We start from the raw sequence: 23808 nt of genomic DNA on the forward strand, positions 1-23808 counted from the left end.
TTATCCCTCCTTTTTCAGCTGTTCAACGACCAAGCGAACCGCATTTACCGGTACATCATTAACAATACTGACTTTACCGATTTGGTCGGGCACAATAAAGACCATTCGCCCTTCAGTAAATTTCTTATCATGCTGCATAGCGTCCATAATTTCGTCAACCGTTACATCGGACGGAAGCACAACAGGCAAATTTAGAGCCCTTAGCATTTCTCTGGTTTGCTCAAACAGATGATTTCCTCTACCCAAAGTTTCAGCAAGCAGCGCCGACCCTGCCATTCCGATCGATATAGCTTCACCGTGCAAGAATCGGCCGTAACCTCCTACCGCTTCGATCGCATGACCAATCGTATGACCCAAATTAAGGATGGCTCTGAGGCCACCTTCCCGTTCATCCTGTGAAACAACATCTGCCTTGATTGCACAGCCGCGTTCCAAACCGTAAGCAAGCGCCTCTGGATCTAGCGCAAGCAGTTCAGATGCATGATCCCGGCACCAATAAGCAAACTCTTCATCAAGTATAAGTCCATGCTTTACCATTTCAGACAATCCTGCCGACACTTCCCGTGCAGGCAGCGACGACAATGTGTCTACATCGTACAATACCATCACCGGCTGATGAAAGGCGCCGATCATATTTTTGGCCAATGGGTGATTAACCGCAACCTTACCGCCTACACTGCTGTCATGAGCAAGGATCGTTGTCGGGATCTGCACAAACGTAACGCCTCTCATGTATGTAGCCGCCACAAATCCAGCTAGATCACCCACCACTCCGCCGCCTAATGCAAATACAGCAGAGCTGCGATCCAGCTTGCCTTGTATCGCCGTTGTCATCACTTGCTCAAACACTGCTAGTGACTTGGACGTTTCTCCTGCCGGTACCACATGGGAAACAGTCGTGAAACCCGCTTCAGCCATCCGGTCTTCCACCATCTGCAAATAATGGGGAGCGACCCGTTCATCCGTAACGATCAGGTGTGGACTTTTGGCGCTAATTCCGTGCTGCAAGCTCAGTTCACCGATCTTCTCGAGCAAGCCTGAGCCGATATAAATGGGATATGAGCGTTCACCTAGTTCGACCTGCAGAGTTCTCATACTTAGTATCTCTCCAATTGAGCGAGGTAATTGTTGTAGTTGGCATGGATTTCTTCCATCGAATCACCGCCGAATTTCTCCAGGAAAGCTTTTGCCACTTCCCATGTAACCACATGCTCCATCACTACGCCTGCTGCCGGTACAGCGCACGCATCTGAGCGCTCTACCTGTGCCGTAAAGGCTTCTTTCGTATCAATGTCTACACTTTGCAGCGGTTTGTACAGTGTCGGAATCGGCTTCATTACGCCCCGGACAACAATCGGCATACCATTCGTCATACCGCCCTCAAAGCCGCCAAGACGGTTGCTTGCGCGGTGGTATCCCCGCTCCTCGCTGTACAGAATCTCATCATGAACATTAGAGCCTCTTAGCTCTCCAGCTTCAAAACCGATACCAACTTCCACGCCTTTAAACGCATTAATGGACATAACGCCCTGCGCAATTCTTCCATCGAGCTTCCGATCATATTGGACATGGCTGCCAAGTCCAACCGGTAACCCTTCTACGATGCACTCCACGATTCCTCCAATGGAGTCTCCTTCTTTCTTGATCAAGTCTATGTACTCTTCCATCTTTTTCTCTGTCTCTTTATCTACAACACGGACAGAAGAGGCTTCAGTACGTTCTATCAACTCATCAATTGAAAGGTTGTGAGCCGGCGCTTCAATCTCACCGATCCGGATAACCTGGCCGGCAACTTTAATACCAAACTGTTCAAGAAATTGGCGTGCTATTGCACCACATGCAACACGGACAGTCGTTTCACGGGCACTGGAGCGCTCCAGCACATTACGGAGATCCTTCAGGTTGTATTTCAGACCGCCATTCAGATCCGCATGACCTGGACGAGGACGGTGCACCCGTCTTTTTTCTTCGTCAGTTCCTTCGATCGGTTCGATGTTCATAATATTGCGCCAGTGAGTCCAATCCTTATTCTCAACTACAAGCGCTACTGGCGCTCCTGTTGTATAACCATGGCGTACTCCGCCAACAATTTGTGCTGTATCCTTCTCAATCTGCATGCGGCGTCCGCGGCCGTAACCTTTTTGTCTCCGATGCAATTGAAAATTCAGAGCCTCAATATCAAGCTTTAGATTGCTTGGCAGTCCTTCAATGATTGCCGTTAACTGAGGGCCATGTGTCTCCCCTGCAGTCAAAAATCGTATACTCATGGTGCTTTCCCCCTTTTAAACTGTAAACCGCTAAAATCCGTCAATATCTTCTGCTCATTATATTATAGGTCTAACTCTTTGACAAGAAAGGAGATTGCACCAAAAAGCGCTCCCCCTACACAGATGAGAAGCGCTGATTAGCAAATACCTATTTTAAGTGACGTGTTGGTCTTTTCCAGTGACCGTTCCCGGCAGGTTGCTGTTGACCCAGCAGTGCACTGAACTGAAAGCTTTCCAGTCCAAGAATCTGACCGCACTCCTGCACACTGAACAATCCGCGCCGATATGCGGCAATAACCTTTCGTTTATCCATTCCCCGACCTCCACTTGAATGCTGGAAATATCATTCCTATTATCGGATACCCAGCGCTCAATTATGCAGAAAGGGTCAGGATCTGCTTTTTCGATAAAAAAAAGTTTCTGCCGTCTCTAGGCCGTATTGGCCCGGATTGAAAATTTGCTCGGTGCTGCCTACAAACAAAACTCCACCGGGTCTTAAACTGGCTGCGAATTTCTGATAGAGCTTATGCTTTGCCTCTTCAGTGAAGTAGATCATCACATTGCGGCACACAATCAAATCGAAGCCGGTATCGAAACGATCTGTCAGAAGATTTTGCTTCTGAAATCGCACTTCCTTCTTCAACTGCTCATCAAAGCGGTACATCGGCCCATCCTCCGTGAAATACCTTGCAGCGACCGCTTTAGGAACATCCTTCAACGATCGCTCCAGATACAGGCCTTGTTTCGCTTTAGCAAGTGCCCCATCATCAATGTCTGTTGCTAGGATAGTACTTGCACTAAGCAGTTTCTTTTCCGAAAGAATCATCGCAAGAGTATACGGCTCTTCACCTGTGGAACAGGCTGCGCTCCATATTTTCAATCGTGCAAAACCAAGACCCGTCAGCTCTGGCAGGACCTTGTCCCTTAGAACCTCCCACCGGTTGGGATTCCGCCAAAACTCAGAGACGTTAATGGTCATACGGTCCAAAAATTCATGAAACAGAGCCTTGTCCTTCATCATGCCATCGTAAAAGGCTGAAAACGTCTGAAAACCATATTTGAGTCGTAGGGTAGTCAGTCTCCGTTTCATTTGAGTTTCTTTATAATCCGCAAGGTTAATCCCTGTGCTTGACTCAATGCTTCGAATAAAACCAGTATAATCTTTATCTTGCACTATATGTTCATTTTCCTTCATGTTACCGTCCTAAAATGATTAAGAATATTTAAGTCCATAGAGAGATGCTCTTCTCATACTGCACCAACTCATCCGCGCTGAAAAAGTTTGTAATCTCGCGTTCCGCACTTTCCGGCGAATCCGAACCGTGAATCAGATTGTGCGGTGTGTGTGCAGCAAAATCACCGCGGATCGTACCTGGCAGCGCTTCCTTAACTTTCGTCTTGCCAATCACCTGACGGGATAAGGCAATAATCTCATCGCCCTCCCATACCATAGCGAATACCGGGCCGGAAGTTATAAATCCTACCAATTCGCCGAAGAAATCTTTTCCGACGTGCTCAGCATAATGACGCTTTGCCTGCTCGTCGGAAATCTGAAGAAATTTGCCTGCAACCAATTTAAAACCTTTATCCTCCAGCCGGCTTACGATCCTTCCGATCAGTCCCCGCTGAACACCATCTGGTTTAACCATCAAAAAAGTACGTTCCATTGGCTCATCACTCTCCATTTTCATACATGTGATGTTACATTCTTCAAACGTAAGTTTAACAGAAAGACGGTTGTAGATTAAAGTCTAATATGAACGCTTTGTAACAAAATGCGCAATATCTTTCAGCTGCTTCTTGGTCTTTATATCTGGTAGTGAATCCAGTGCATCGAGCGCTTTACGGATATAACGGTCAGCAAGCTCTTCGGAGCGGACAATTCCTGTGCTTGATCTGATCATCCCGACAGCTTCGCTAACATCGCATTGACCATTCAAAGAATGAATCCGCTCGATTTCTTTCAACAGCCGCTGTCTCAATCCAGGCTCCTGAAGCGCATAAATGACAGGCAGCGTTATGTTGCCCTGGCGCATGTCACTGCCTGGCGGCTTGCCAATCTGCTTCTCCGTACCGCATAAATCGAGAAGATCATCCTGAATCTGAAAGGCCATTCCCACATTGTATCCGAATCGATACATGCTGCTGGAAACTACGCGATCTGCCTGTGCAGCCATTGCACCCAGCTGACAGCTCACAGCAATCAGCATTGAGGTTTTGCGGCGGATACGCAGCAGATAGCGTCTTACGTCCTGATTACAATTGAAAAAGTCACGGATTTGTTCCATTTCACCGATCGACATTTCAACCATCGCTTTGGATAAAATACGATGGATTTCCGGATTGGTCAGATTCGTCGTAAGGGTCAGCGCTTTACCGTAAATATAGTCCCCTGTATACATGGCTATACGGTTGTCCCATTTGGATTTGACTGTTGGCTTGCCTCTTCTCATATCCGCGTCATCTATTACATCATCGTGGACAAGAGAAGCGCTGTGAATCAGTTCCAGTGGAACGGCAATATATTTAAGTTTTTCGATGTCGTAATTTCCGAATTTGCCGCCCATCAGCACAAAGACCGGACGCAGCCGTTTGCCGCCTGCCTTAAGAAGGTGCAACGAGGTTTCCGTCAACTGATTATCGCCTTCTATGCTGCGGTACAGCTCTTTTTCGATAACATCCATATCCTTTTTCAGTGCTCCGAAAATGTCCAGTCGTTTCATTCTTTCACCCGCATCACAATATTTTCTCTCCATAACTCCGGTGTCACATCATGTTTCAGCAAACCAAGCTCATACGCGTATTTAAAATATAAACGGAGCCCCTCCTGCTGCATTTCATTGAAATCATAACATAAGTTATTGAAATATCCGTGCCAGTATGACTCGGTACCCCCGATCCGGCTAATAGCTTCATTTACAATTGGACGAAGATCTTCCAGACTTCGACGTTTGCTGTCCCTGAACATACAAGCGATTTCCGCCATAGCTTCGGGATTGTCAGCAGCGGCACTGCGGTTCACTGCCCAGACGGCAAAGGTCATGCTGCAGCCCGTCCACTCCTTCCACCATTGGCCGAGATCGGTTACATGGTACCTCTTGTTGTACCACGAAGCTCTGATGGCGTTATCACCAATCAACAAAGCCGCATCTGCACTTTCCATCATCGTTTCTAGGTCTGGCTCCATCGTCTTGTATTCAGGTGCTCCGTCAAGCGCCTTTTCCATCAATATTTTCAATAGATTAACCGACGTAGCCGATGTATTGGTTAGCGCTATGGTACCGCTCTTGAGCGATTCAACAGGACCACGGGAAAACAGTAGTATCGATTTCACCGATCCGTTGGCGCTCACTGATAAATCAGGGAGCAGTTGTAGCTTATCCGCTGCTTCGGCATATGCGAAAGAGGATAATGCACCTATATGGATATCTCCGTTTTTCATCCCTTTGTTCAAAACGGACGGCACTTCAGCCAACATCTCAGCAGGAGTCCCCAGTAGTTGAGGTTCCACATAATAAAATAAAGGCCACGCATTGGTATAACTGATTTTGCCGATCACGGTCTTCTTGTCTGCTCCCGGCATGTTAGTCACCCCATCTTTTAAACAGTTGATGTTCGACACGAAGGCTGTCGAGTACTTTCCCGACCAGAAAGTTCACAAGGTCGTCCAGACTCTGCGGCTTAAAATAAAAGGCCGGCATCGCTGGTATTATTTTGACTCCCAGATTAGCAAGCTTCAGCATATTTTCCAAATGGATCGCATGCAGAGGCGTTTCTCTAGGTACAAGCACCAGCGTTCTTCCTTCTTTCAGCATAACATCCGCCGCGCGGGCCATCAAATTATCAGAGGCTCCGTGAGCCACAGAAGACAGGGTGCCCATCGAACATGGCATGATGACCATGCCTTCCACGAGGTACGAACCGCTAGCGATACTAGCACCGATATCTGCTATCGAATGATAATACACCTTTCCGTTCGCACCTCCAAATTTCTCTTCAAGAACAGCTTCCCGGCTTGCTGCCGCCCAGTCAAGCTCCTCTTTCAACACGCGCCAGCCTGCGTTCGTAATAACCAAGTGTACGTCATACCCAAGCTGTAATAAACATTCCGTCAAACGGACGCCGTAAATAGAGCCGCTCGCACCCGTTATGCCAACAATCCAACTTTTTCTCCGGCCCGTGTCCATTAGATATATTTCACCACCAGATCAATTAGGGTGAAAACGAATAATACAATGCTAAGTGTACTATTCATCGTAAAGAAGGCGGTCTGTAACCGACTCATATCATCTGGGGATAAAATGTAGTGCTGATAAAACAAAATGCCTAAAGCAATAATCATTCCCGCTAAATACCACCAGCTAAGCGGTGTCACAAAAAACAATACGATAAAGCCGATTGCGGTAATAATATGAAAGCCTCGTGCGAACCAGAGTGATTTTTGCAGACCGAAACGTGAAGGAATGGAGTACAAACCTTCTTTGCTGTCAAACTCCTGATCCTGACATGCATAAACCACATCGAATCCGGCTGTCCAAAACGCAAGCGCCACATAAAATATGATCGCTCTATAGTCCACTTGCCCGGTTACAGCTACCCATCCGCCAAGTGGAGCAAGTGCCGTCGTGAGGCCAAGTACCACATGACACAACCAGGTAAATCGTTTCGTGTAGGAATAAAATATAAGCATAAAAATAGCAATTGGCAGTAAGCGGAAGGCAAATGGGTCCAGTTCGGCTGTGGCCCAGAAGAAAGCCCCAAAGGAAACGATAATAAAAAAGATAACTTCAATCGGTTTTAACAATCCTGCAGGTATTGCTCGTCCAGCTGTGCGTGGGTTTTTGGCATCTATGTATTGATCAGATAGTCGATTCAGTCCAAAGGCAGCACTCCGAGCTCCGAACATTGCCAGAAAGATCCAACCGATATCACCCCATGAAGGCAAATGGTCAAATACCGCTGCAGAACCCAGAATTGCACCCATAAAAGCGAAAGGTAGAGCAAATAACGTATGCTCCACTTTTATCATCTCTAAATATGTTCCGATTTTCTTAAACATCCATATTCTCCTTGATCCCAATATGTAATGCTGCAATTCCACTGGTCAAGGGAAAGGCTTCTACATGGTTAAGTCCGATCTTACGGAAAACTTCTGAAAGCTCCTTCCTGCCCGGAAAAAGCGCAAGCGACTCAGGGAGCCATTTATACTGCTCGTACCGTTTTGCAAACAATTTAGCCATCAGCGGCAATAATTTTTGGAAATAAAAAAGATACAATCCTTTGAAAGGCTGCCATGTTGGTGTTGACAATTCAAGACAAACCACCATTCCACCTGGCTTTACAACGCGTTTCATTTCCTCCAAAACTTTCACGTAATCAGGAACGTTACGCAAACCAAAACCGATGGTCGCATAATCAAATTGGTTGTCCTCAAAAGGAAGGCTCATTGCATTACCTTGAACAAGAGTGATCTGCTTATCCAGACCTTCCTTATTAACCTTTTGTCTGCCAACATTCAGCATTCCTTCGCTGAAATCAAGCCCGACAATGTGACCTGATTCACTGGCATTTGCCATACTAATGGTCCAATCGCAAGTACCACAGCACAAATCAACCGCTGTATCCCCATGCTGCATGTTCATTTTCTTCATCGTAAATTTTCGCCAGCGCTTATGCTGACGGAAGCTGAGAATGTCGTTCATGATGTCGTACTTGCCGGCAATATTTTCGAAAACGGAATGAACGTACTGCTCTTTCGGTTTGTTGCTTTCATCATGTTTCATGGATGACTTAACTGCATTGTTCTCCATCCGAGTCACCTATCCTTCCCTTACGGCTGACCGATATCTGCTGAGCCTTTGAATAAACGGCTCCAGGATCTGACCGATCTGTGCAGATGGTCCTTCCCCATTGAAGGCCGGTATCAGTGTTTGTACTGTACTTACAGACTGACGCAACTTGTCCAGCAGATTGTCAGCCGCCTTATGCTTCAGCATCAGCTTCTTCCAGTCTTTCGAATCCAGTTTTTTCGCGATCAGCAATTTCTTCTCTTCTTCATTGGCCCGCTCCAGCATGTACCAATAACCATAACCATCTCTGCCGTCCTCTGGAGAAATACAGCGATCCACTTCGCGCAAGATCGTCTCACAGTGGGTAATTTCACTTAGCAGTGTCTTCCAGTTCCCCCGAAATGAAGACTCGATCAATGGTGTAAAAGAAAGAAACAGCTGCATGTTCAGCTGTACCATGTGGCGTAAATATTCTTCTGCCGACAGAAGCATGCCCTTCATTTTACCGTACAGATTCATTTTCAATACATTAACTTCACTGACTGCTTTGCTCAGCAAAGCGATGGCTTCGACGTCTCCGGTCTGAGCCAGCAAATGATAAAACCGGCTGCTGTAATAATCGCCAGCCAACACCTTAAGCTGCCGGGAGCGCATCATCTTCTCTCCCTGATTGCCTTCAGTTGTATCAATGCTCTCGTGCGTATCCAGTCCCACCTGAACCAATGAAGTAACCAGCGCATACAGCTCATCACGTTCCGTTACATTCCGTTTAGAACACTGTAAAAATATGTATAACAAATGAACGCGGGCATCCGGGAAACTCGGAAGCTCCGTGTGGGTTTGAATCATGTCATAGTTTAAATACTTTTTTGCTAACTCGGGAACGCGATACGGTTTCATCCTCAGCCTCCGTGCACTTGATGTTCTTTAGTTCAGTTTTACTCACAATCTAATCTATTATAACACATCATTCCAGTGCGTACATGCCCGCTGTATACTATTTTACCCGTTTTAATCTGTGATGAACTGCTTCACCCACACATTTGTTAATGTAAGATGAAAACCTTGAACCAACCTCTCTGAAAATGGTTCATTCTCCATTTGCTTCAGTTCCTGTAAAAGAGACGGATCCCATTCATTTCGTCTAACATTTGCGGCCAGCATCAAATATCGGGCTCCGGTCCAAGGATCTATGGCTACAAACCTGAGATAAAGCTGATTTACATTTTGCTTGTCTTCAAAGCTGAAAGAAATGATACTAGTAAGGTCGTTGTAAACCGTTCTGACCGACTTCAATTCCTCCGTTATTTTCAAATCAACGGACAGAGTTCCGTTATCCCAGTCCGCTTTACCTATTCTTAAAACCAGAGGCAATGAGCTGAGACTATCCACCAGGTTAGCATCTGACAAACTCGCATGCACATCTTCAGGTTTAAAAGCGGATACGCTTCTCCGCTCCTCCGCTCCGCTAACGGAATGCACGACAGATAGCAGCAAGAGAAATAATGCAGTAACTAAAGCTGGAATCCATAATCCTAAAACCGGTATGAATCGTCTCATACATAAAACCTCCTCTACCTTATTTTCATCCACTCTTGTAAAGCCCATACCTCATTGTACAAATTAATAATGCAAGCTATGCCTTCTTATAGAGGTTGTTCAAAAAGTCCGCTTTTGATCACGAAGTGAATCAGGAAGTGGGCTCGGCATCGAATCTTGAATTCAGCCGATCCTTCCGGTGCTCACGTACCCAAAACGTACGCTCCGCTCCTCAGTCCCTAGCTTCTTCCAACCTTCTCGGTGCTGAAAACCGACCTTTTTGAACACGCACTTATAGTGTAGAGTTCTCTTATGCTCTATTCTTCAATTTTGTATGGATACGATATCTTTGTTTCGTATTTTCTCAAAAAAAGATAGAATAATAAGGAACGGCACATTTCGATGCCATTGTAAATTGAAGGAGGATTCATTAATTATGAGCGTTGATTATAAAGCATACTTTGCTGAACATCGCGAAACCCATTTGAATGAGCTAAAAGAATGGTTATCGATTCCCAGTATCTCTGCACTGTCAGAGCACAAGGATGACGTTGCCAAAGCAGCGGAGTGGCTCGCGGACAAACTGACTGAAGCAGGGCTTGAGCATGTGGAGATTCATCCAACCACGGGACACCCGATCATTACCGCAGATTATTTGCATGCTGAAGGTAAGCCGACCGTGCTGATATACGGCCATTATGATGTACAGCCGGTGGACCCACTTCACCTATGGGAAACCCCGCCGTTTGAGCCTTCGATCCGTAATGGAAAGCTGTTTGCACGAGGCGCTACCGACGATAAAGGCCAGTTATTCCTTCATGTTAAAGCGGTGGAAGCGATTCTTAAGCAGGAACAAGAACTACCTGTCAACATCAAGTTCTGTATCGAAGGTGAGGAGGAAGTCTCCAGTCCCAACCTGCCGCTTTATTTGGAAAAAAACAAGGACAAGCTGGCAGCGGACGCAATCCTTATTTCCGACACCTCTCTGCTTGCTCCAGGCAAGCCTGCTATTTCTACGGGGCTTCGCGGTCTGTGCTCGCTGGAATTGTCCCTTGAAACGGCCAATACCGACCTGCATTCCGGTACATACGGCGGCGGCGTGCCGAACGCGCTGCATGCGATCGTCTCCTTGTTGTCGTCGCTTCATGATGAGAACGGTCGAGTGAGCGTAAAAGGATTCTATGACGGTGTTCAAGAGCTATCACCAGAAATGCGTGAGGAATTCGCTAAGCAGCAGTTCGATGAAGAACAGCTTCAAAGAGATCTCAATCTGGATTCTCTGTTTGGCGAAGAAGGCTTCTCCTTCGTGGAACGCATTGGCGCACGCCCGACGCTGGAGCTCAACGGTGTTTATGGCGGATTCCAGGGAGAAGGCAGCAAGACTGTCATTCCGAAGGAAGCTCATGCAAAAATCACATGCCGTCTGGTTGCAGACCAAGACCCACAAGCCGTGCTGGATGCCATTGAAGCGCATCTACATGCTAACACCCCTGTTGGTGCGAAGCTGACGTTTACACCTAAGGAGAAGGCGTTTGCGTTCAACATTGATCCATCTCATCCGATGCTGCAAAAAGCAGCGGATGCTTTCGAGAATGTATATGGTACGCGCGCACTGTTTACAAAAGATGGCGGTTCAATTCCGATCGTTGAGAAGTTGTCCAGCACGCTAAACGCGCCGGCTGTCATGATGGGCTTCGGCTTGCCGGACGAAAATTTGCATGCGCCGAATGAGCATTTTAATTTGGAGAACTTTGATCTTGGGTTGCTGACGATTGTGAATTACTTGAAGTTGGTCTGACGTAGGCATCTAAGGAAAGACAGCAAGAAATGGGCTGCCCGACCACAAAAGAAACCCTGTCCTTATTTAAGGCACAGGGTTTCTATAATTTCAGTACAGGTTTGGTTGATATATAATTACATACCTGCTTCTGTCTTACCGTGCTTGGTCATGATCTCCGCTTTTCCACGGATTTTGACGGCAGAGGTATGGTCTGTGAACTGGGCAATGATAACCTCGCCCTTATCGAGTTTTTCGGTATGGTGAAAACGAGTATCCTGTCCCCGGGTCAGCCCGATCACCTGCACACCGTTTTCCAGAGCCTTAACGACAAAATAGTCACCGTTTTTTACATCTTCCATAACCGTACCCTCCCCCAATCCTTTTGAAAAGAAAAGGCCGTGAACGAATTCACGGGCCTCTGCTTTTTAGGTATTATGTAGAAATCTTTATTTGATTCCGTCTTTGAGCGCCTTACCAGGTTTAAATGCAGGAATTTTGCTCGAAGGGATTTCGATTTCTTCACCTGTTTGCGGGTTACGGCCTTTACGTGCGGAACGCTCGCGCACCTCGAAGTTTCCGAAACCTACCAATTGGACTTTATCTCCATTTTGCAGTGCTTCGGAAATAGCATCAAAAACAGCGTCAACCGCTTTAGTTGCGTCCTTCTTGGAAAGCTCTGTGGATTCAGCCACCTGTGTAATCAGATCTGATTTATTCATTCTTTCACCTCCCTAATAAGGATGTTCTTCACTTGGTATTCACTGTTTCCGTTTTATCGCAAAATATACGTACATCGGGCATTTTCACCCTTCGCTGCATTCTGATGCATGACTCGGAACAAACTTATAGTAATACAGTCAAATCATAATTTCAAGCGTTTTACCTCTCTTCGGCATCAAAACAGGAAAAAACAACCGAAAATCAGCTTCAGCAGCCGATCTGCGGTTGTCTTTCACAAAAGATTCCTCTTGAACTAAAGAATGATAGCAATCAATCCGCCCGAACCTTCGTTAATAATGCGACCTAGCGTTTCCTGCAACTTGTAGCGGGCATTATCCGGCATCATGGCAATCTTGCCCTGGATACCCTCTCGGACGATGGAATGAAGCGACCGTCCGAAAATATCAGACTCCCAAATCTTGATCGGATCGTTCTCAAAATCCTGCATCAGATAACGCACCAGCTCTTCGCTCTGCTTCTCCGTGCCGATGATTGGGGAGAATTCGGATTCTACGTCCACGCGGATCATATGAATGGACGGAGCCGTAGCTTTCAACCGAACGCCAAATCTCGTTCCTTGACGGATCAACTCAGGTTCATCAAGCGCCATTTCAGCCAGTGACGGGGCGGCAATACCATATCCGGTCGTCTTGACCATCTCCAGCGCCTCTGCAAATCGGTCATATTCGCGTTTCGCATGGGAGAACTCCTGCATCAGTTGAAGCAGGTGATCCTTCCCACGGATTTCAACGCCGACCACTTCCATGAGGATGCGATCGTACAGCTCATCGGGTGCAAAGAGATCGATTTCAGCCACACCCTGCCCCATGTTCATGCCACTGAGTCCTGCGTGGTCGATAAAGTCATATTCCATGAATTGACTGACTACACGATCCACGTCACGCAGACGGCGAATATCTTTTACCGTGTCACGCACGGAATTTTCATAGTTGCTGCGGAGCCAGTGGTTTTCATTCAACACCATTACCCAGCTTGGCAGATTAACATTAACTTCGTGAACCGGGAATTCGTACAATACTTCACGTAGAACACCCGTTACATCATCTTCAGTCATGGACGCTGCGCTAAGCGTCATTACTGGAATGTCATACTTCGCAGACAGCTCACTGCGCAGTTGAAGGGCTTCCTCGCTCTTCGGACGGGTAGAGTTGATAACGACCACAAACGGCTTACCAACCTCTTTTAACTCGGCAATTACCCGCTCTTCAGCCTCTACATAAGAGCTGCGGGGAATTTCTGCAATCGAGCCGTCCGTTGTAACAACAACGCCGAGCGTTGAATGCTCCTGTATGACCTTGCGTGTACCTATTTCCGCAGCTTCCTGGAACGGGATTGGCTCCTCGAACCAAGGGGTAGAAATCATACGCGGTCCATTTTCGTCCTCGTAGCCTTTAGCTCCTTCTACAGCGTATCCTACACAGTCAACGAGGCGTACATTTACCTCGAGGCCTTCGGTTACTTTGATCTGCACCGCATTGTTTGGTACGAATTTCGGTTCTGTTGTCATGATCGTCTTACCGGCAGCGCTTTGCGGCAGCTCGTCGACAGCCCTTACCCGATCAGCTTCGTTCGTTATGTTCGGAAGCACGACCGTTTCCATGAACCGCTTGATGAAGGTTGATTTTCCCGTCCGGACAGCACCGACGACACCTAAGTATATGTCTCCTCCAGTTCGTTCGGCTATGTCCTTAAAAATGTCCACTTTTTCCAAAAGAGATCCCCTCCTCAAATTACTCCGAAGGAAAAATGCTTTAAGAGCATCCGCTTCGTGTTCCATCTCACAGCCAAAGCCATTGCAACAATTGAGCAGCCTTTACCACGCCGCCAGCAGTCCGCCGCCGGTATCCGAAAGAGACATGGAAACGGCAAAGCGGCGTAACTCGTACATGCATTTGGACTAGTAACATCATATGTACCGGGAATCAAAATATGACGGTTGCCCGGATATGTCCGTCCTGTTTTTTTGTGAAACCTGCCGGGCAACCAGCGAAACCCGAACTGTGCATTCCGATTATGGATATGCTCTCAAACGATCTATTATGCCTTGGAAGAATTAAAATATTTAGTTTAGAAGCATATCGTTGCCGAGCAAAATAAATCAGGCCACCCAAGAAATGAATGAATCCTTGGGCGGCCTGACGATCTTATTTAAGGCTAAGTTTCATAGTTTAGCAAAAGGCTGATTATCCTTCCAGAAATAGGGGACTGATTTGACAGGAACATAATAAGAAGCATATTCAAGATAAACTCTTAAATCCTCATCATCTTTAGGTTCAGCCTCTTCTTTCTGAATAGCTTGCATAATATCAAAGGCGTAATCGACGTATACCGTACCTTTTGAATCCATCATAAATGTGACTTCTTGACCGGAATATATACTTTTGAGCTGTATATTCTTGGCGTCAGTCTTTGAGAGATCAACGATTATAAAACCAGGGTACAGCTCGGCTCCAGCCGGAAGTTTCCCGTTATTAGCAGTCTTGAACCGGTTCACCGACATTTGAACATCGTTAACCTTCTGGGCAATGTTCAAGTCCATCACTTTCACGGTTGGCTCTGTTTCTTCATTAATGATTAAGAAATATCCGCTGCCACCTTTCTCAAAAGTTGTGCTCGGAATTTCATCCATATACCCCATATTTTTAAGTTTTTCAAAGTCTACTCTGAATTTTTCATAACGAGGAACCTCTTCTCCAGCCGTTAAAATCGGAAGAATAGATTGTTCTTTATAGAAATCGTCAACCGCGGACTGTACGCGCTTTACACTTTCACGATAAGAAACTTGTCTCTCCTGCTCATTCTCATTAGAGTACATGCATCCCGTCATTAACACGGTCATCAGCATAAAGACAACTGCCGCAGAAATAGCCTTCATTTTCCCGACGGGCCTTGCTTTACCTATTGGAAATATCCGTTTCAACTTGCATCATCCTTTACCAGCATTAAATAAAATCGTCATGTTCCCCTCTCCTCGCAGCCTCTAGTTGTTTACGAACCGCTGCTTTAAGTGGGTCCTCGGGAACGGTAACGGTCAGATTACCTGTAATCACGGTCTGACAAGAAAGTCTCGTACCTTGTCCCAGCAGTGAGCCAAGTTTTCTTCGTTCCGCTTCTTTCGGAGGCAGACAGTTCTTCTGCTCTCCATCTTGAATATGAACCTTGCACATCAAACATCCCATCTTGCCACCGCAACGAGTAGGAATTCTTACTCCTGCGCGTCGTGCAGCATCCAGAACATGGGTGTTCGGGCGAACCTTAACCTTCTTGCCATCCGGCTGAAAAGTAACCTCATAGTCCACCTTATCCCCTCCTTCCGGTATATGTATAGATTTTTACAGCGTTATGCCTGTCAGTTTGTGAATCATGGACAGATGACTCTGACTCCAATCATTGCGAGAAAGAATCATCTTGAGAAGCACTGCATGATTTTCTGGTTGTTGCCAGATCACATCTGCAATGGCTTTATATCGATCCTCTCGCCCGCGCAGCACATTAAAAACCAACTCATGGGAGAGCGGCATGAGCCGGAAAGACACATCTTGAATCCGATTCTCAGGTGCCCGATCATAGAGCAGATGCTCAACCTCAACAAAGTAAGCGGAATCATGTGACGTTACAGAAAACCCACCAACCAACTCAACGGGATAACCTTCAATTGTATAATGGCTTAGAACGGATTTGTACATTCCTTCTTCATCAAGGTGAGGCGTATCTTCAGCCCAGAAATCCAGTTCCCTGTGAAGCTCATAGATTCCGTCCGCATCCGCATAAATGTCAATGTCACGCGGAGCCTTCTCCAGTTTAACTCCTTGAAGCAGCAGCGAGCAGCTACCGCCTAACAGCCAGACCTGCTCTGCCCGGTTTAAGGATTCAGCCGTAATAAGCATCGGCTTCGTCAGACCGGGTAAATGATTCAGTCTCATGTTACACCTCATCTTTCATCCACATTCGGATCTATCGAAGCATACAATCGACTATGTAATAGAGGCCAATCCGGTAATAAACCCGACGAGCATCATAACGAAAGCTACGAGGGATAAGCCTATTCGTATAACACCTTTCGTTTTGCTTCGGGCAAAGGTAACCAGAAATACAGACAATCCCATAATCAATAACGCAATCAAGGAAAGCCACATTTTTTGCATTGGATCCATGCCACAACCCGCTCCAATCTCCTTGGCAAAATATTTCAACCTATTATATCACGAATTCACCTTACTCTCACATCGAAAAAAAGAACAAAAGACCGTTATCCGGTTGGACAACAGTCTTCTGCTCCTATATTCGGACGAATATCGTCCTACTTTTTCATCATCATATTCATTAAAGCTTCCATGTTGCTTGGATTCATCCCGCTCTTCTTTACAGCGCCAACAATTTCTTGAATGGTTTCTTCGCTCACTGGCACATTTGCCATTGATGATACCTGCTTGATCAATTGGCGGAGCTGGGCTTCATTCTGCATCGTAGACGGCTTAACCGTTCCAGCCAGCTTCTTGACAGCCCCCGCTGAAATCTGTTTGCCGCTCTTCTTGTTGATCGCGTTCAACACTTCTTTGGGAAAGTTCTTGCTCATTTCCACCCTCCTCCCGACAATCCTCAAATTAATATATGAGGCTGGGGAGCGAAAGGTGAATGAGCTAGGTATGCCACTGTTCCCAAATTTCTTGCGGCATAATTTCCATTTCTGTTTTCGGGTCACGTCCCATGAGCGCTTCCACCGCACTCCGTGGATCACGATCTTTAAATAGAACATGGTACAGCTGGTCAGCGATTGGCATCTGAACACCAAGTTTCTCAGAAATCGCATGAGCTGCCTTCGTCGTACGAATCCCTTCCACGACCATCCCCATAGACGCTAGCACTTCCTCAAGCCCTTTACCTTGACCAAGTAGAGAACCTGCACGCCAGTTACGGCTATGACGGCTTGTTGCAGTAACGACAAGGTCACCTATTCCAGCGAGTCCGGCAAAGGTGAGCGGATTCGCACCCATCTCAACACCGATGCGGGATATTTCTGCCAGACCTCGCGTTAACAGCGCAGCTTTTGCATTATCACCAAAGCCTAGACCATCTGACATCCCAGCACCCAGGGCAATAATGTTTTTCAGTGCTCCGGCGAGTTCAACACCAATCATATCGCGATTCGTGTAAACGCGGAAATAAGCGTTCATGAACAAATCCTGCGATGCTGCCGCTGCCTTGCTGTCCGAAGATGCCACAACGACAGTTGTCGGGCACTTTCGGATCACTTCCTCCGCATGGCTCGGACCTGAGAGGACAACAACGCTGCCTTCCTCGCAACCCAGTTCTTCGGAGATGACAGTTGACATACGTTTTAAAGATTCCGTTTCAAAACCTTTGGTCGCATGAATGATCAGCATATCTTCAGTCCAATAGGTCTTAAGCTGATGGGACACTTCGCGCATGGCTGAGGATGGCGCCACAATCAAGACTGCAACCGCACCCGAAACCGCCTCACCCATATCCGTTGTAGCTCGTAAACGGGGTGACAGCTTAATATCCGGCAAGTAGCGGTTATTGGTGTGCTCCTCATTTATTTCTCTAGCTTGTTCAGCATTTCTTGTCCATGCGACTACTTCTAAATCATTATAGGCCAGCACACTAGCCAGGGCCGTTCCCCAACTGCCAGCGACCAATACAGCCACCTTGTTAGACAACGCGTTTCCCTCCTTTTCCTTTACCGCCGGAGCCAAGCTTGTTTTCCCGGCCTTGAACAAGTTTTGTGATATTGCTACGATGCCTCCAAATTGCAAAGACACAGATAATTAGGCTGGTCCAGAATATCGGCCAAGGAAAGTTCATAATTATTAGAAAAACAGGTGTCAGCACTACAAAAATGAGCGATCCCAGTGAAACATAGCGAGTAAATACGATAGAGAGAATCGCGATAATTCCTGCGTAGAGAGCCGGTAGGAAGCAAAGTGAGGCTAACACGCCTATTGCGGTTGCTATGCCCTTACCACCGCGGAAGCGGAAATATAAGGGCCAGTTATGTCCTATAATGGCAGCTATTCCGCATAATCCCGGCAACCATCCACTATCTCCCCCAAGCCATTTACCGATCCATACCGCCGCGATGCCCTTAAGTACATCTAGAGCAAGTACGAGAATGGCAGGACCTTTACCGAGCACCCGCAGCGTATTAGTTGCTCCCGCATTTCCACTACCATGCTGACGAATATCAATCCCTTTAAGAAGTTTCGCCAGCAGCACGCTAAAGCTCACAGAGCCCAGCAGGTAACATAAAATAATCGCAATGATCTTTAGAACCAAGCTACTCTCCCCTAACTCTCATCGGACTTTCGCCGTGTAAATATACGTATAGGTGTCCCTTCAAAATTAAATGCTGCCCTTATTTTATTCTCCAAGTACCGTTCGTACGAAAAGTGCATTATTTCCGGATCATTCACGAATACAACCATCGTCGGCGGTTTCACAGCTACCTGAGTTACATAGTTAATACGTAATCTCCGCCCTTTATCGGTTGGTGGAGGATTGATAGCCACCGCGTCCGAAATAACGTCATTCAGCAAGTGAGTCTGCACTCGTAGAGTATGCTGTTCAGCAACATGCTTCACCACAGGCAGCAGCTTCTGCAAACGCTGTTTTGTTTTGGCTGATAAAAATACCACCGGTGCATAAGTCATGAATAGGAAATGGTCGCGTATTTTATTCTCAAAATGCTGCATAGTTTTATCGTCCTTTTCAACGACATCCCATTTGTTCACAACAAATATAGACGCTTTACCTGCTTCATAAGCGTACCCAGCAATATGTTTGTCCTGTTCGATAATGCCCTCTTCACCGTTAATAAGTACGAGAACTACGTCAGCACGCTCAATCGCACGCATTGCACGCATAACACTGTACTTTTCAGTTGTCTCATAAACTTTACCACGCTTACGCATTCCAGCTGTATCAATCAACACATAACGCTGGCCATCCTTCTCGAACGGGGTATCAATGGCGTCACGTGTCGTGCCCGCAATATCACTTACAATAACACGTTCTTCACCAAGAATCGCATTCACAAGTGAGGATTTACCGACATTCGGTCTGCCGATTAAAGCAACCTTAATTACATCTTCATCATACTCGTCATCTGTTAAATCAGGAAGATTTTCGACTACAGCGTCGAGTAAATCACCAATACCGGTTCCATGGCTTCCCGATATACCAACAGGATCACCGAAACCGAGGCTGTAAAACTCGTAAATATCTTCTGCTCTCTTCATATTGTCCACTTTGTTAACAGCCAGTATTACCGGCTTACCCGAACGGAACAATATTTGCGCTACTTCTTCATCGGAACTGGTGACTCCTGTCTTTGCGTCACACATAAACACAATCACATCTGCTTCTTCAATAGCCAATTCAGCTTGCAAGCGGATGGATCTCAAAATCATATCATCGCCATCGATCTCAATACCACCGGTATCGATCACACTGAACAGCTTGCCGTTCCACTCGGCTCCGCCATATATCCGGTCTCGTGTAATCCCCGGTTTATCTTCAACGATGGCTAGCCGATCACCGATTAATCGATTAAATATTGTCGATTTACCGACATTCGGCCTCCCGACAATAGCTACTACGGGTCTTGCCATATTCACTCCTCCTGTCAATGCTTACGATAATCATAATAGCAAAAAACGTTACAATTGGCTAACCTTTCATCACTTGTTTCTATTATGTTCATTCCCTATTTCCAGCATCCGTATGCGGGAAGCCTGATAAAACAAACGGCGAACCCAATACTGGGTCCGCCGACTAAATTATGATAGGTCTGTTGACCGGTCATTTTTTTCCCGACTTACTTGAATTTACTCAATTTGTCGCCGAAACGTTCTCCAAGAGTTACGCTCATACCTTGGTTGTTCAAGGATACATTCGGATTGTCTTTCAGGTCAATTTTAGGGCCTTTAGACTGTTTTTCAGGTCTTGAAGATGGCGCAGGCGCTTCTTCCGTTTCCTTAATGCTCAGGCTAACACGCTTCTCGTCCGCGTTAATGTCCAAAATCTTAACCTGAACCTCTTGGCCTTCTTTCAGAACTTCCTGTGGAGTTCCGATGTGTTTGTGGGAAATTTGAGAAATGTGCACCAGACCTTCAACACCTGGAGCCAATTCTACAAATGCACCAAAGTTAACCAGACGTCTTACTTCACCAGTAACTACGTCACCTGTGTTGAATTTGTCTGCAGCCGTTTCCCAAGGACCTGGTTGAGCAGCTTTAATGCTGAGGCTGATTTTTCCTTTTTCAGGATCAACCTTCAGAACTTTAACCGTTACTTTATCTCCTTCGGAGAGAGCATCGGATGGCTTCTCAACATGGCTCCAAGCGATTTCGGATACATGGACCAGACCGTCCACACCACCTACATCTACGAATGCGCCAAATTGAGTCAAACGCTGAACAGTTCCCTCTAGCACTTGACCTTCTTGAAGCTCAGCCATTACTTTTTGTTTGTTTGCTTCAAACTCTTCTTCCAGAACATCCTTTTGGGAAAGGATAACTTTGTTGTTCTCACGGTCCAGTTCTTTAACTTTTACGCGGAGCGTACGACCTTTGTAATCGCTGAAATCTTCAACGAAATGACGCTCAACCATAGAAGCCGGGATAAAACCGCGTGCACCCACGTCTGCTACGAGTCCACCCTTAACTACATCAGCAACTACGACTTCAATGGTATCTTGATCAGCAAAATGCTTCTCAAGTGACTCCCAAGCGATTTCCGTATCAATCGCGCGTTTAGAAAGAACAAGGCTTTCCTTGTCATCATTAATGCTGACAACCTTGCACTCCACCTCTTGGCCTACCTGAACCGCATCAGATGCGTTGTCCAACTGAACAGCAGACAACTCGCGAACAGGAATTACGCCGTCATATTTATATCCAATGCTTACATAAGCTTGGTTATCCTCCAGTTTGACGATCGTTCCTTTCACGGTGTCCCCTTTTTTCAAGGATACGATTTGGTCTAGCTGATCTTGGCTTTGTGTTTCAACAGCCTCTTGATTTTTTGTTTCTTCCGACATGTCAATAACCTCCTCAATTCAAATCCCATTTATTTAAACCCGCATATAAGCGAAGTTCAAAACATAATTGCTGTAATAGCTTTCCATCATATTCATGTATTTTATACATGAAACGGTAAAAACATCAATTTACGGTTGGCTTCCCTGTAGCCCGCATCTCAGTAATACTTTGCATAATAAGTGCAGTAGCTTCATTCAAGGCCTCAGGCGATTTGTCATCTTTGTAAACAGACAAATCAATAGGCGCTCCGTAAATAATCTTTGTCTTACGGAAAAGCTTATATTCCCCTATGATGGCTGCTGGTACGACCGTAGCGCCACTGCGCAGTGCAAAGCTTGCTGCGCCACGTTTAGCTGCTTCCGCATCAGAGTTACGAGTGCCTTCAGGGAATATACCCATCACTTCGCCATTGCGGAGAATCTTCAGCGATGTCTTAATCGAATCTTTGCTTACGCCGCCCCGTTTCACCGGGAATGCTCCAAGCTGCGTGACTAACCAGCCAAACACCGGAATCTTAAACAGCTCAGCCTTGGCCATGAATTTGACCTGCCGCTTCACATGAATACCTACCGATATCGGATCCCTTAGGCTGATATGATTGGCACAGATCAGTACTCCGCCTTCCGCAGGAATGTTATGTACGCCGACTGACTCAAACCGGTAAAGCACGGCGAACAAACCGCGAACGACCGCTCTGCAGAACACATAAATCATGTCTTATTTCTCCCCATCCATTTGAGATATACAGTAAGAAAGTATCGTATCGACAACCTGATAAATAGTCATCTGTGTCGTGTCCAGAACGATTGCATCCTCGGCACGGCGCAACGGTGACACCTCACGTTCCTCATCAAGGCGGTCACGTTTCGCGATATCCATTTCAAGTTGTTCCAGTGATAATCCTTCCGCTTCACCCAATTCTTTAAACCGGCGGAGAGCACGTTCTTTGACACTGGCCGTCATGAAAATTTTGACTTCGGCATCTGGCAAAACCGTTGTTCCAATATCGCGTCCATCCATTACGACGCCTTTACGCAAAGCCATTTGTCTTTGCAAATGAACCAATTGGGTGCGAAGTCCTTCAATCTGCGCATATTGGGACACGGCCGAGCTGACCTGGTGCGACCGTATGTAAGGAGTTACATCCTCCCCGTTCAGCAGAACCACCTGTCCATTTTCATGCGGTTTTAATTCAATTACCATACTTTGTAACATTTGAAGCACTTTTTCGTAATTTTCTGACGAAATTCCTTCATTCAGCATAAACCACGTAACTGCCCGATACATAGCTCCCGTATCAACATAGATGTACTGAAGCCTGTTCGCCACCATACGGGCAATCGTGCTTTTGCCTGCCCCTGCAGGTCCATCAATGGCAATATTTATTCTGTCAATCTGACCAGTCCCCTGCATAATCAACGGGGCATTCCTCCTCAAACATGAGCCTCAAGAAAAAAGCAGGCATTGCCTGCGACGTGAAAATTATACCACACTAACTAGAGTGATGCAAAAAAGAAGGCTTTTTTGCATCCATCCAATCCTTTACATTTTGGGCGTCGACCGGTACTCCTTCCATTCGATACACGGAGGATAGAAACGGTCTGACAGAGTCAATATGCAGCAGCATCTGGATGGTCAGCACCATGATTCCCAGCCAGGGAAGACTCTTCAGCACCAGTTGGCCCATATAGTCCGCATAATTAAAAAGTTGTTCTCCTGTGCTGAAATTTTTATCGTCAGGACCCGTCATAAGGCACCACCCTTACCTTTTTTAGGTTAGCGTGCCGCTACGGGCTCTATTTTATTCTAGCGATTTCTAAAATCAAACTGTCTTTCAAAGCAATAGCGTATTAGCTTCTGCCTTTCCATATCTACAATACTGTTAAACTTGAGCATAATCAGGTTTCTGGTATTCGGAAGTTCTTTCACCCTAACCACTTCACTTTCAAAAGGCACATGCTCCAAAGAACCGTTCTTGTACGGGACAAGCAGCCAGCAGGACAACAAGTCGCCCTCTCTAAGCTGCTGGTCAGATTCGGTATAAAACGAAACGCCTCCACCGCCAACGTCCTCAGTTTTGGATACAAAACGTCTGCCGTCCTTGTAACTTACAGCAATCTCCAACTCAGCCTGGACCCGGAGGAAACTGCGTCTTTGAATTTTCGTAATTTCTTCCGGATCAGGTTTTCGGATTCGCACCATACGAATTACATCCTCATGAAAACCCAATACATAGGAATTGAAAAAGTTCTTCACTCCACCTTCAGTCAGGAAGTATGCGGACAGCTCGTCCCCTATGTACAATTTTTTCAAACGGCCCGATCTCTCCTGTATTGGAACCTCCATATAGATAAAGTCATCATGAATTTCAGAAATTCTCGATTTGTACACATGACTGGCTTCTTTCTCGTCCCCGGTATCAATCTGAATGTACAGCACTTCGTTAACTTTAGGATACAAACCTTTCACCTTCTACCTGGATAATATCAACAAAATTTATTATAACATGTGCGATTGTCGGTGAAGAGTAAATTCTTAATTTAAGGGGTTGAACCAAACACCTAACAGGCCACCCAAGAATGATCCTTGGGTGACCTGTTTTTTGGGGAGCTATCCTGTTATTCATTGAA

At 46.2% G+C, this 23808-nt stretch carries 29 protein-coding genes; 1 reads left to right on the forward strand and 28 read right to left on the reverse strand.

Annotated features, from left to right (window positions below; all coding sequences use genetic code 11):
- The 12 genes from aroB to AC2TF5_RS17610 form a co-directional block, all read right to left on the reverse strand.
- Entirely contained in the window at positions 1 to 1095 is a 1095-nt protein-coding gene (gene aroB / locus AC2TF5_RS17555; RefSeq protein ID WP_491298427.1) for a 3-dehydroquinate synthase, read from the reverse strand.
- A 2-nt stretch (positions 1096 to 1097) separates the two neighbouring features.
- Positions 1098 to 2267 carry a chorismate synthase gene (gene aroC / locus AC2TF5_RS17560; RefSeq protein ID WP_491298428.1) on the reverse strand — a complete coding sequence of 390 codons (1170 nt, stop codon included), beginning with the start codon at positions 2265 to 2267 and terminating at the stop codon, positions 1098 to 1100.
- Positions 2268 to 2415: 148 nt separating this feature from the next.
- Positions 2416 to 2580, reverse strand: a complete 165-nt coding sequence (locus AC2TF5_RS17565) for a hypothetical protein (protein ID WP_491298429.1) — start codon at positions 2578 to 2580, stop codon at positions 2416 to 2418.
- 75 nt (positions 2581 to 2655) lie between these two features.
- Entirely contained in the window at positions 2656 to 3462 is an 807-nt protein-coding gene (locus tag AC2TF5_RS17570; RefSeq protein WP_491298430.1) for a CheR family methyltransferase, read from the reverse strand.
- 28 nt (positions 3463 to 3490) lie between these two features.
- Complete coding sequence (ndk, locus tag AC2TF5_RS17575; RefSeq protein ID WP_491298431.1) at positions 3491 to 3934, reverse strand: nucleoside-diphosphate kinase; 444 nt, start codon at positions 3932 to 3934, stop codon at positions 3491 to 3493.
- Positions 3935 to 4018: 84 nt separating this feature from the next.
- A complete protein-coding gene (locus tag AC2TF5_RS17580) occupies positions 4019 to 4990 on the reverse strand; it encodes a polyprenyl synthetase family protein (RefSeq protein WP_491298433.1) in 972 nt (323 codons plus the stop codon).
- Positions 4987 to 5850, reverse strand: a complete 864-nt coding sequence (locus AC2TF5_RS17585; RefSeq protein WP_491298434.1) for a menaquinone biosynthesis protein — start codon at positions 5848 to 5850, stop codon at positions 4987 to 4989. The genes AC2TF5_RS17580 and AC2TF5_RS17585 overlap by 4 nt, the downstream gene beginning before the upstream one ends.
- Position 5851: 1 nt before the next feature.
- Positions 5852 to 6454, reverse strand: a complete 603-nt coding sequence (locus AC2TF5_RS17590; RefSeq protein WP_491298436.1) for a UbiX family flavin prenyltransferase — start codon at positions 6452 to 6454, stop codon at positions 5852 to 5854.
- Positions 6454 to 7326, reverse strand: coding sequence for a UbiA-like polyprenyltransferase (locus tag AC2TF5_RS17595; protein WP_491298437.1), 873 nt, complete (start codon positions 7324 to 7326; stop codon positions 6454 to 6456). Before AC2TF5_RS17595 ends, AC2TF5_RS17590 begins: the two co-directional genes overlap by 1 nt.
- On the reverse strand, positions 7319 to 8077 hold the full coding sequence (locus tag AC2TF5_RS17600) for a demethylmenaquinone methyltransferase (protein WP_491298438.1): 759 nt from the start codon (positions 8075 to 8077) through the stop codon (positions 7319 to 7321). The genes AC2TF5_RS17595 and AC2TF5_RS17600 overlap by 8 nt, the downstream gene beginning before the upstream one ends.
- Before the next feature lie 9 nt (positions 8078 to 8086).
- Complete coding sequence (locus AC2TF5_RS17605) at positions 8087 to 8956, reverse strand: heptaprenyl diphosphate synthase component 1 (RefSeq protein ID WP_491298439.1); 870 nt, start codon at positions 8954 to 8956, stop codon at positions 8087 to 8089.
- 111 nt (positions 8957 to 9067) lie between these two features.
- Positions 9068 to 9616 carry a hypothetical protein gene (locus tag AC2TF5_RS17610; protein ID WP_491298440.1) on the reverse strand — a complete coding sequence of 183 codons (549 nt, stop codon included), beginning with the start codon at positions 9614 to 9616 and terminating at the stop codon, positions 9068 to 9070.
- Positions 9617 to 10031: 415 nt separating this feature from the next.
- On the opposite strand from AC2TF5_RS17610, the gene AC2TF5_RS17615 reads away from it, so the two are divergent.
- Entirely contained in the window at positions 10032 to 11393 is a 1362-nt protein-coding gene (locus tag AC2TF5_RS17615; RefSeq protein WP_491298442.1) for a dipeptidase, read from the forward strand.
- A gap of 116 nt (positions 11394 to 11509) precedes the next feature.
- On the opposite strand, the gene mtrB is transcribed toward AC2TF5_RS17615, so the two are convergent.
- From mtrB to AC2TF5_RS17695, 16 genes are all read right to left on the reverse strand, one after another.
- Positions 11510 to 11734 carry a trp RNA-binding attenuation protein MtrB gene (gene mtrB / locus AC2TF5_RS17620; protein WP_491298443.1) on the reverse strand — a complete coding sequence of 75 codons (225 nt, stop codon included), beginning with the start codon at positions 11732 to 11734 and terminating at the stop codon, positions 11510 to 11512.
- An 87-nt stretch (positions 11735 to 11821) separates the two neighbouring features.
- The gene (locus tag AC2TF5_RS17625; RefSeq protein ID WP_208914557.1) at positions 11822 to 12094 is read right to left on the reverse strand and encodes an HU family DNA-binding protein; all 273 of its coding nucleotides are present in this window, start codon (positions 12092 to 12094) and stop codon (positions 11822 to 11824) included.
- A 254-nt stretch (positions 12095 to 12348) separates the two neighbouring features.
- Positions 12349 to 13827 (reverse strand): stage IV sporulation protein A, encoded by a 1479-nt coding sequence (spoIVA, locus tag AC2TF5_RS17630; RefSeq protein WP_491298445.1) that lies wholly within the window; start codon positions 13825 to 13827, stop codon positions 12349 to 12351.
- 450 nt (positions 13828 to 14277) lie between these two features.
- Entirely contained in the window at positions 14278 to 15036 is a 759-nt protein-coding gene (locus tag AC2TF5_RS17635; RefSeq protein ID WP_491298447.1) for a YphF family lipoprotein, read from the reverse strand.
- A 22-nt stretch (positions 15037 to 15058) separates the two neighbouring features.
- Positions 15059 to 15415, reverse strand: a complete 357-nt coding sequence (locus AC2TF5_RS17640) for a 2Fe-2S iron-sulfur cluster-binding protein (protein WP_491298448.1) — start codon at positions 15413 to 15415, stop codon at positions 15059 to 15061.
- A 33-nt stretch (positions 15416 to 15448) separates the two neighbouring features.
- Complete coding sequence (locus tag AC2TF5_RS17645; RefSeq protein ID WP_491298449.1) at positions 15449 to 16039, reverse strand: hypothetical protein; 591 nt, start codon at positions 16037 to 16039, stop codon at positions 15449 to 15451.
- 51 nt (positions 16040 to 16090) lie between these two features.
- Positions 16091 to 16270: a DUF2768 family protein gene (locus tag AC2TF5_RS17650; protein ID WP_491298450.1), complete on the reverse strand. Its 180-nt coding sequence runs from the start codon at positions 16268 to 16270 to the stop codon at positions 16091 to 16093.
- A 146-nt stretch (positions 16271 to 16416) separates the two neighbouring features.
- Entirely contained in the window at positions 16417 to 16692 is a 276-nt protein-coding gene (locus tag AC2TF5_RS17655; protein ID WP_491298452.1) for a stage VI sporulation protein F, read from the reverse strand.
- 64 nt (positions 16693 to 16756) lie between these two features.
- Entirely contained in the window at positions 16757 to 17797 is a 1041-nt protein-coding gene (locus AC2TF5_RS17660) for an NAD(P)H-dependent glycerol-3-phosphate dehydrogenase (protein ID WP_491298453.1), read from the reverse strand.
- Entirely contained in the window at positions 17790 to 18413 is a 624-nt protein-coding gene (gene plsY / locus AC2TF5_RS17665; RefSeq protein ID WP_491298455.1) for a glycerol-3-phosphate 1-O-acyltransferase PlsY, read from the reverse strand. The genes AC2TF5_RS17660 and plsY overlap by 8 nt, the downstream gene beginning before the upstream one ends.
- Before the next feature lie 11 nt (positions 18414 to 18424).
- A complete protein-coding gene (der, locus tag AC2TF5_RS17670) occupies positions 18425 to 19747 on the reverse strand; it encodes a ribosome biogenesis GTPase Der (protein WP_491298456.1) in 1323 nt (440 codons plus the stop codon).
- A 206-nt stretch (positions 19748 to 19953) separates the two neighbouring features.
- Complete coding sequence (gene rpsA / locus AC2TF5_RS17675; protein WP_491298458.1) at positions 19954 to 21177, reverse strand: 30S ribosomal protein S1; 1224 nt, start codon at positions 21175 to 21177, stop codon at positions 19954 to 19956.
- Between the two features lie 124 nt (positions 21178 to 21301).
- Positions 21302 to 21892, reverse strand: a complete 591-nt coding sequence (locus AC2TF5_RS17680) for a lysophospholipid acyltransferase family protein (RefSeq protein WP_491298460.1) — start codon at positions 21890 to 21892, stop codon at positions 21302 to 21304.
- A gap of 3 nt (positions 21893 to 21895) precedes the next feature.
- A complete protein-coding gene (gene cmk / locus AC2TF5_RS17685) occupies positions 21896 to 22591 on the reverse strand; it encodes a (d)CMP kinase (RefSeq protein ID WP_491302928.1) in 696 nt (231 codons plus the stop codon).
- A gap of 79 nt (positions 22592 to 22670) precedes the next feature.
- Positions 22671 to 22928: a DUF5359 family protein gene (locus AC2TF5_RS17690; RefSeq protein ID WP_491298462.1), complete on the reverse strand. Its 258-nt coding sequence runs from the start codon at positions 22926 to 22928 to the stop codon at positions 22671 to 22673.
- 56 nt (positions 22929 to 22984) lie between these two features.
- Complete coding sequence (locus tag AC2TF5_RS17695) at positions 22985 to 23638, reverse strand: flagellar brake protein (protein WP_491298463.1); 654 nt, start codon at positions 23636 to 23638, stop codon at positions 22985 to 22987.
- Between the last annotated feature and the right edge of the window lie 170 nt (positions 23639 to 23808).

Source organism: Paenibacillus sp. JNUCC 34 (assembly GCF_058269055.1).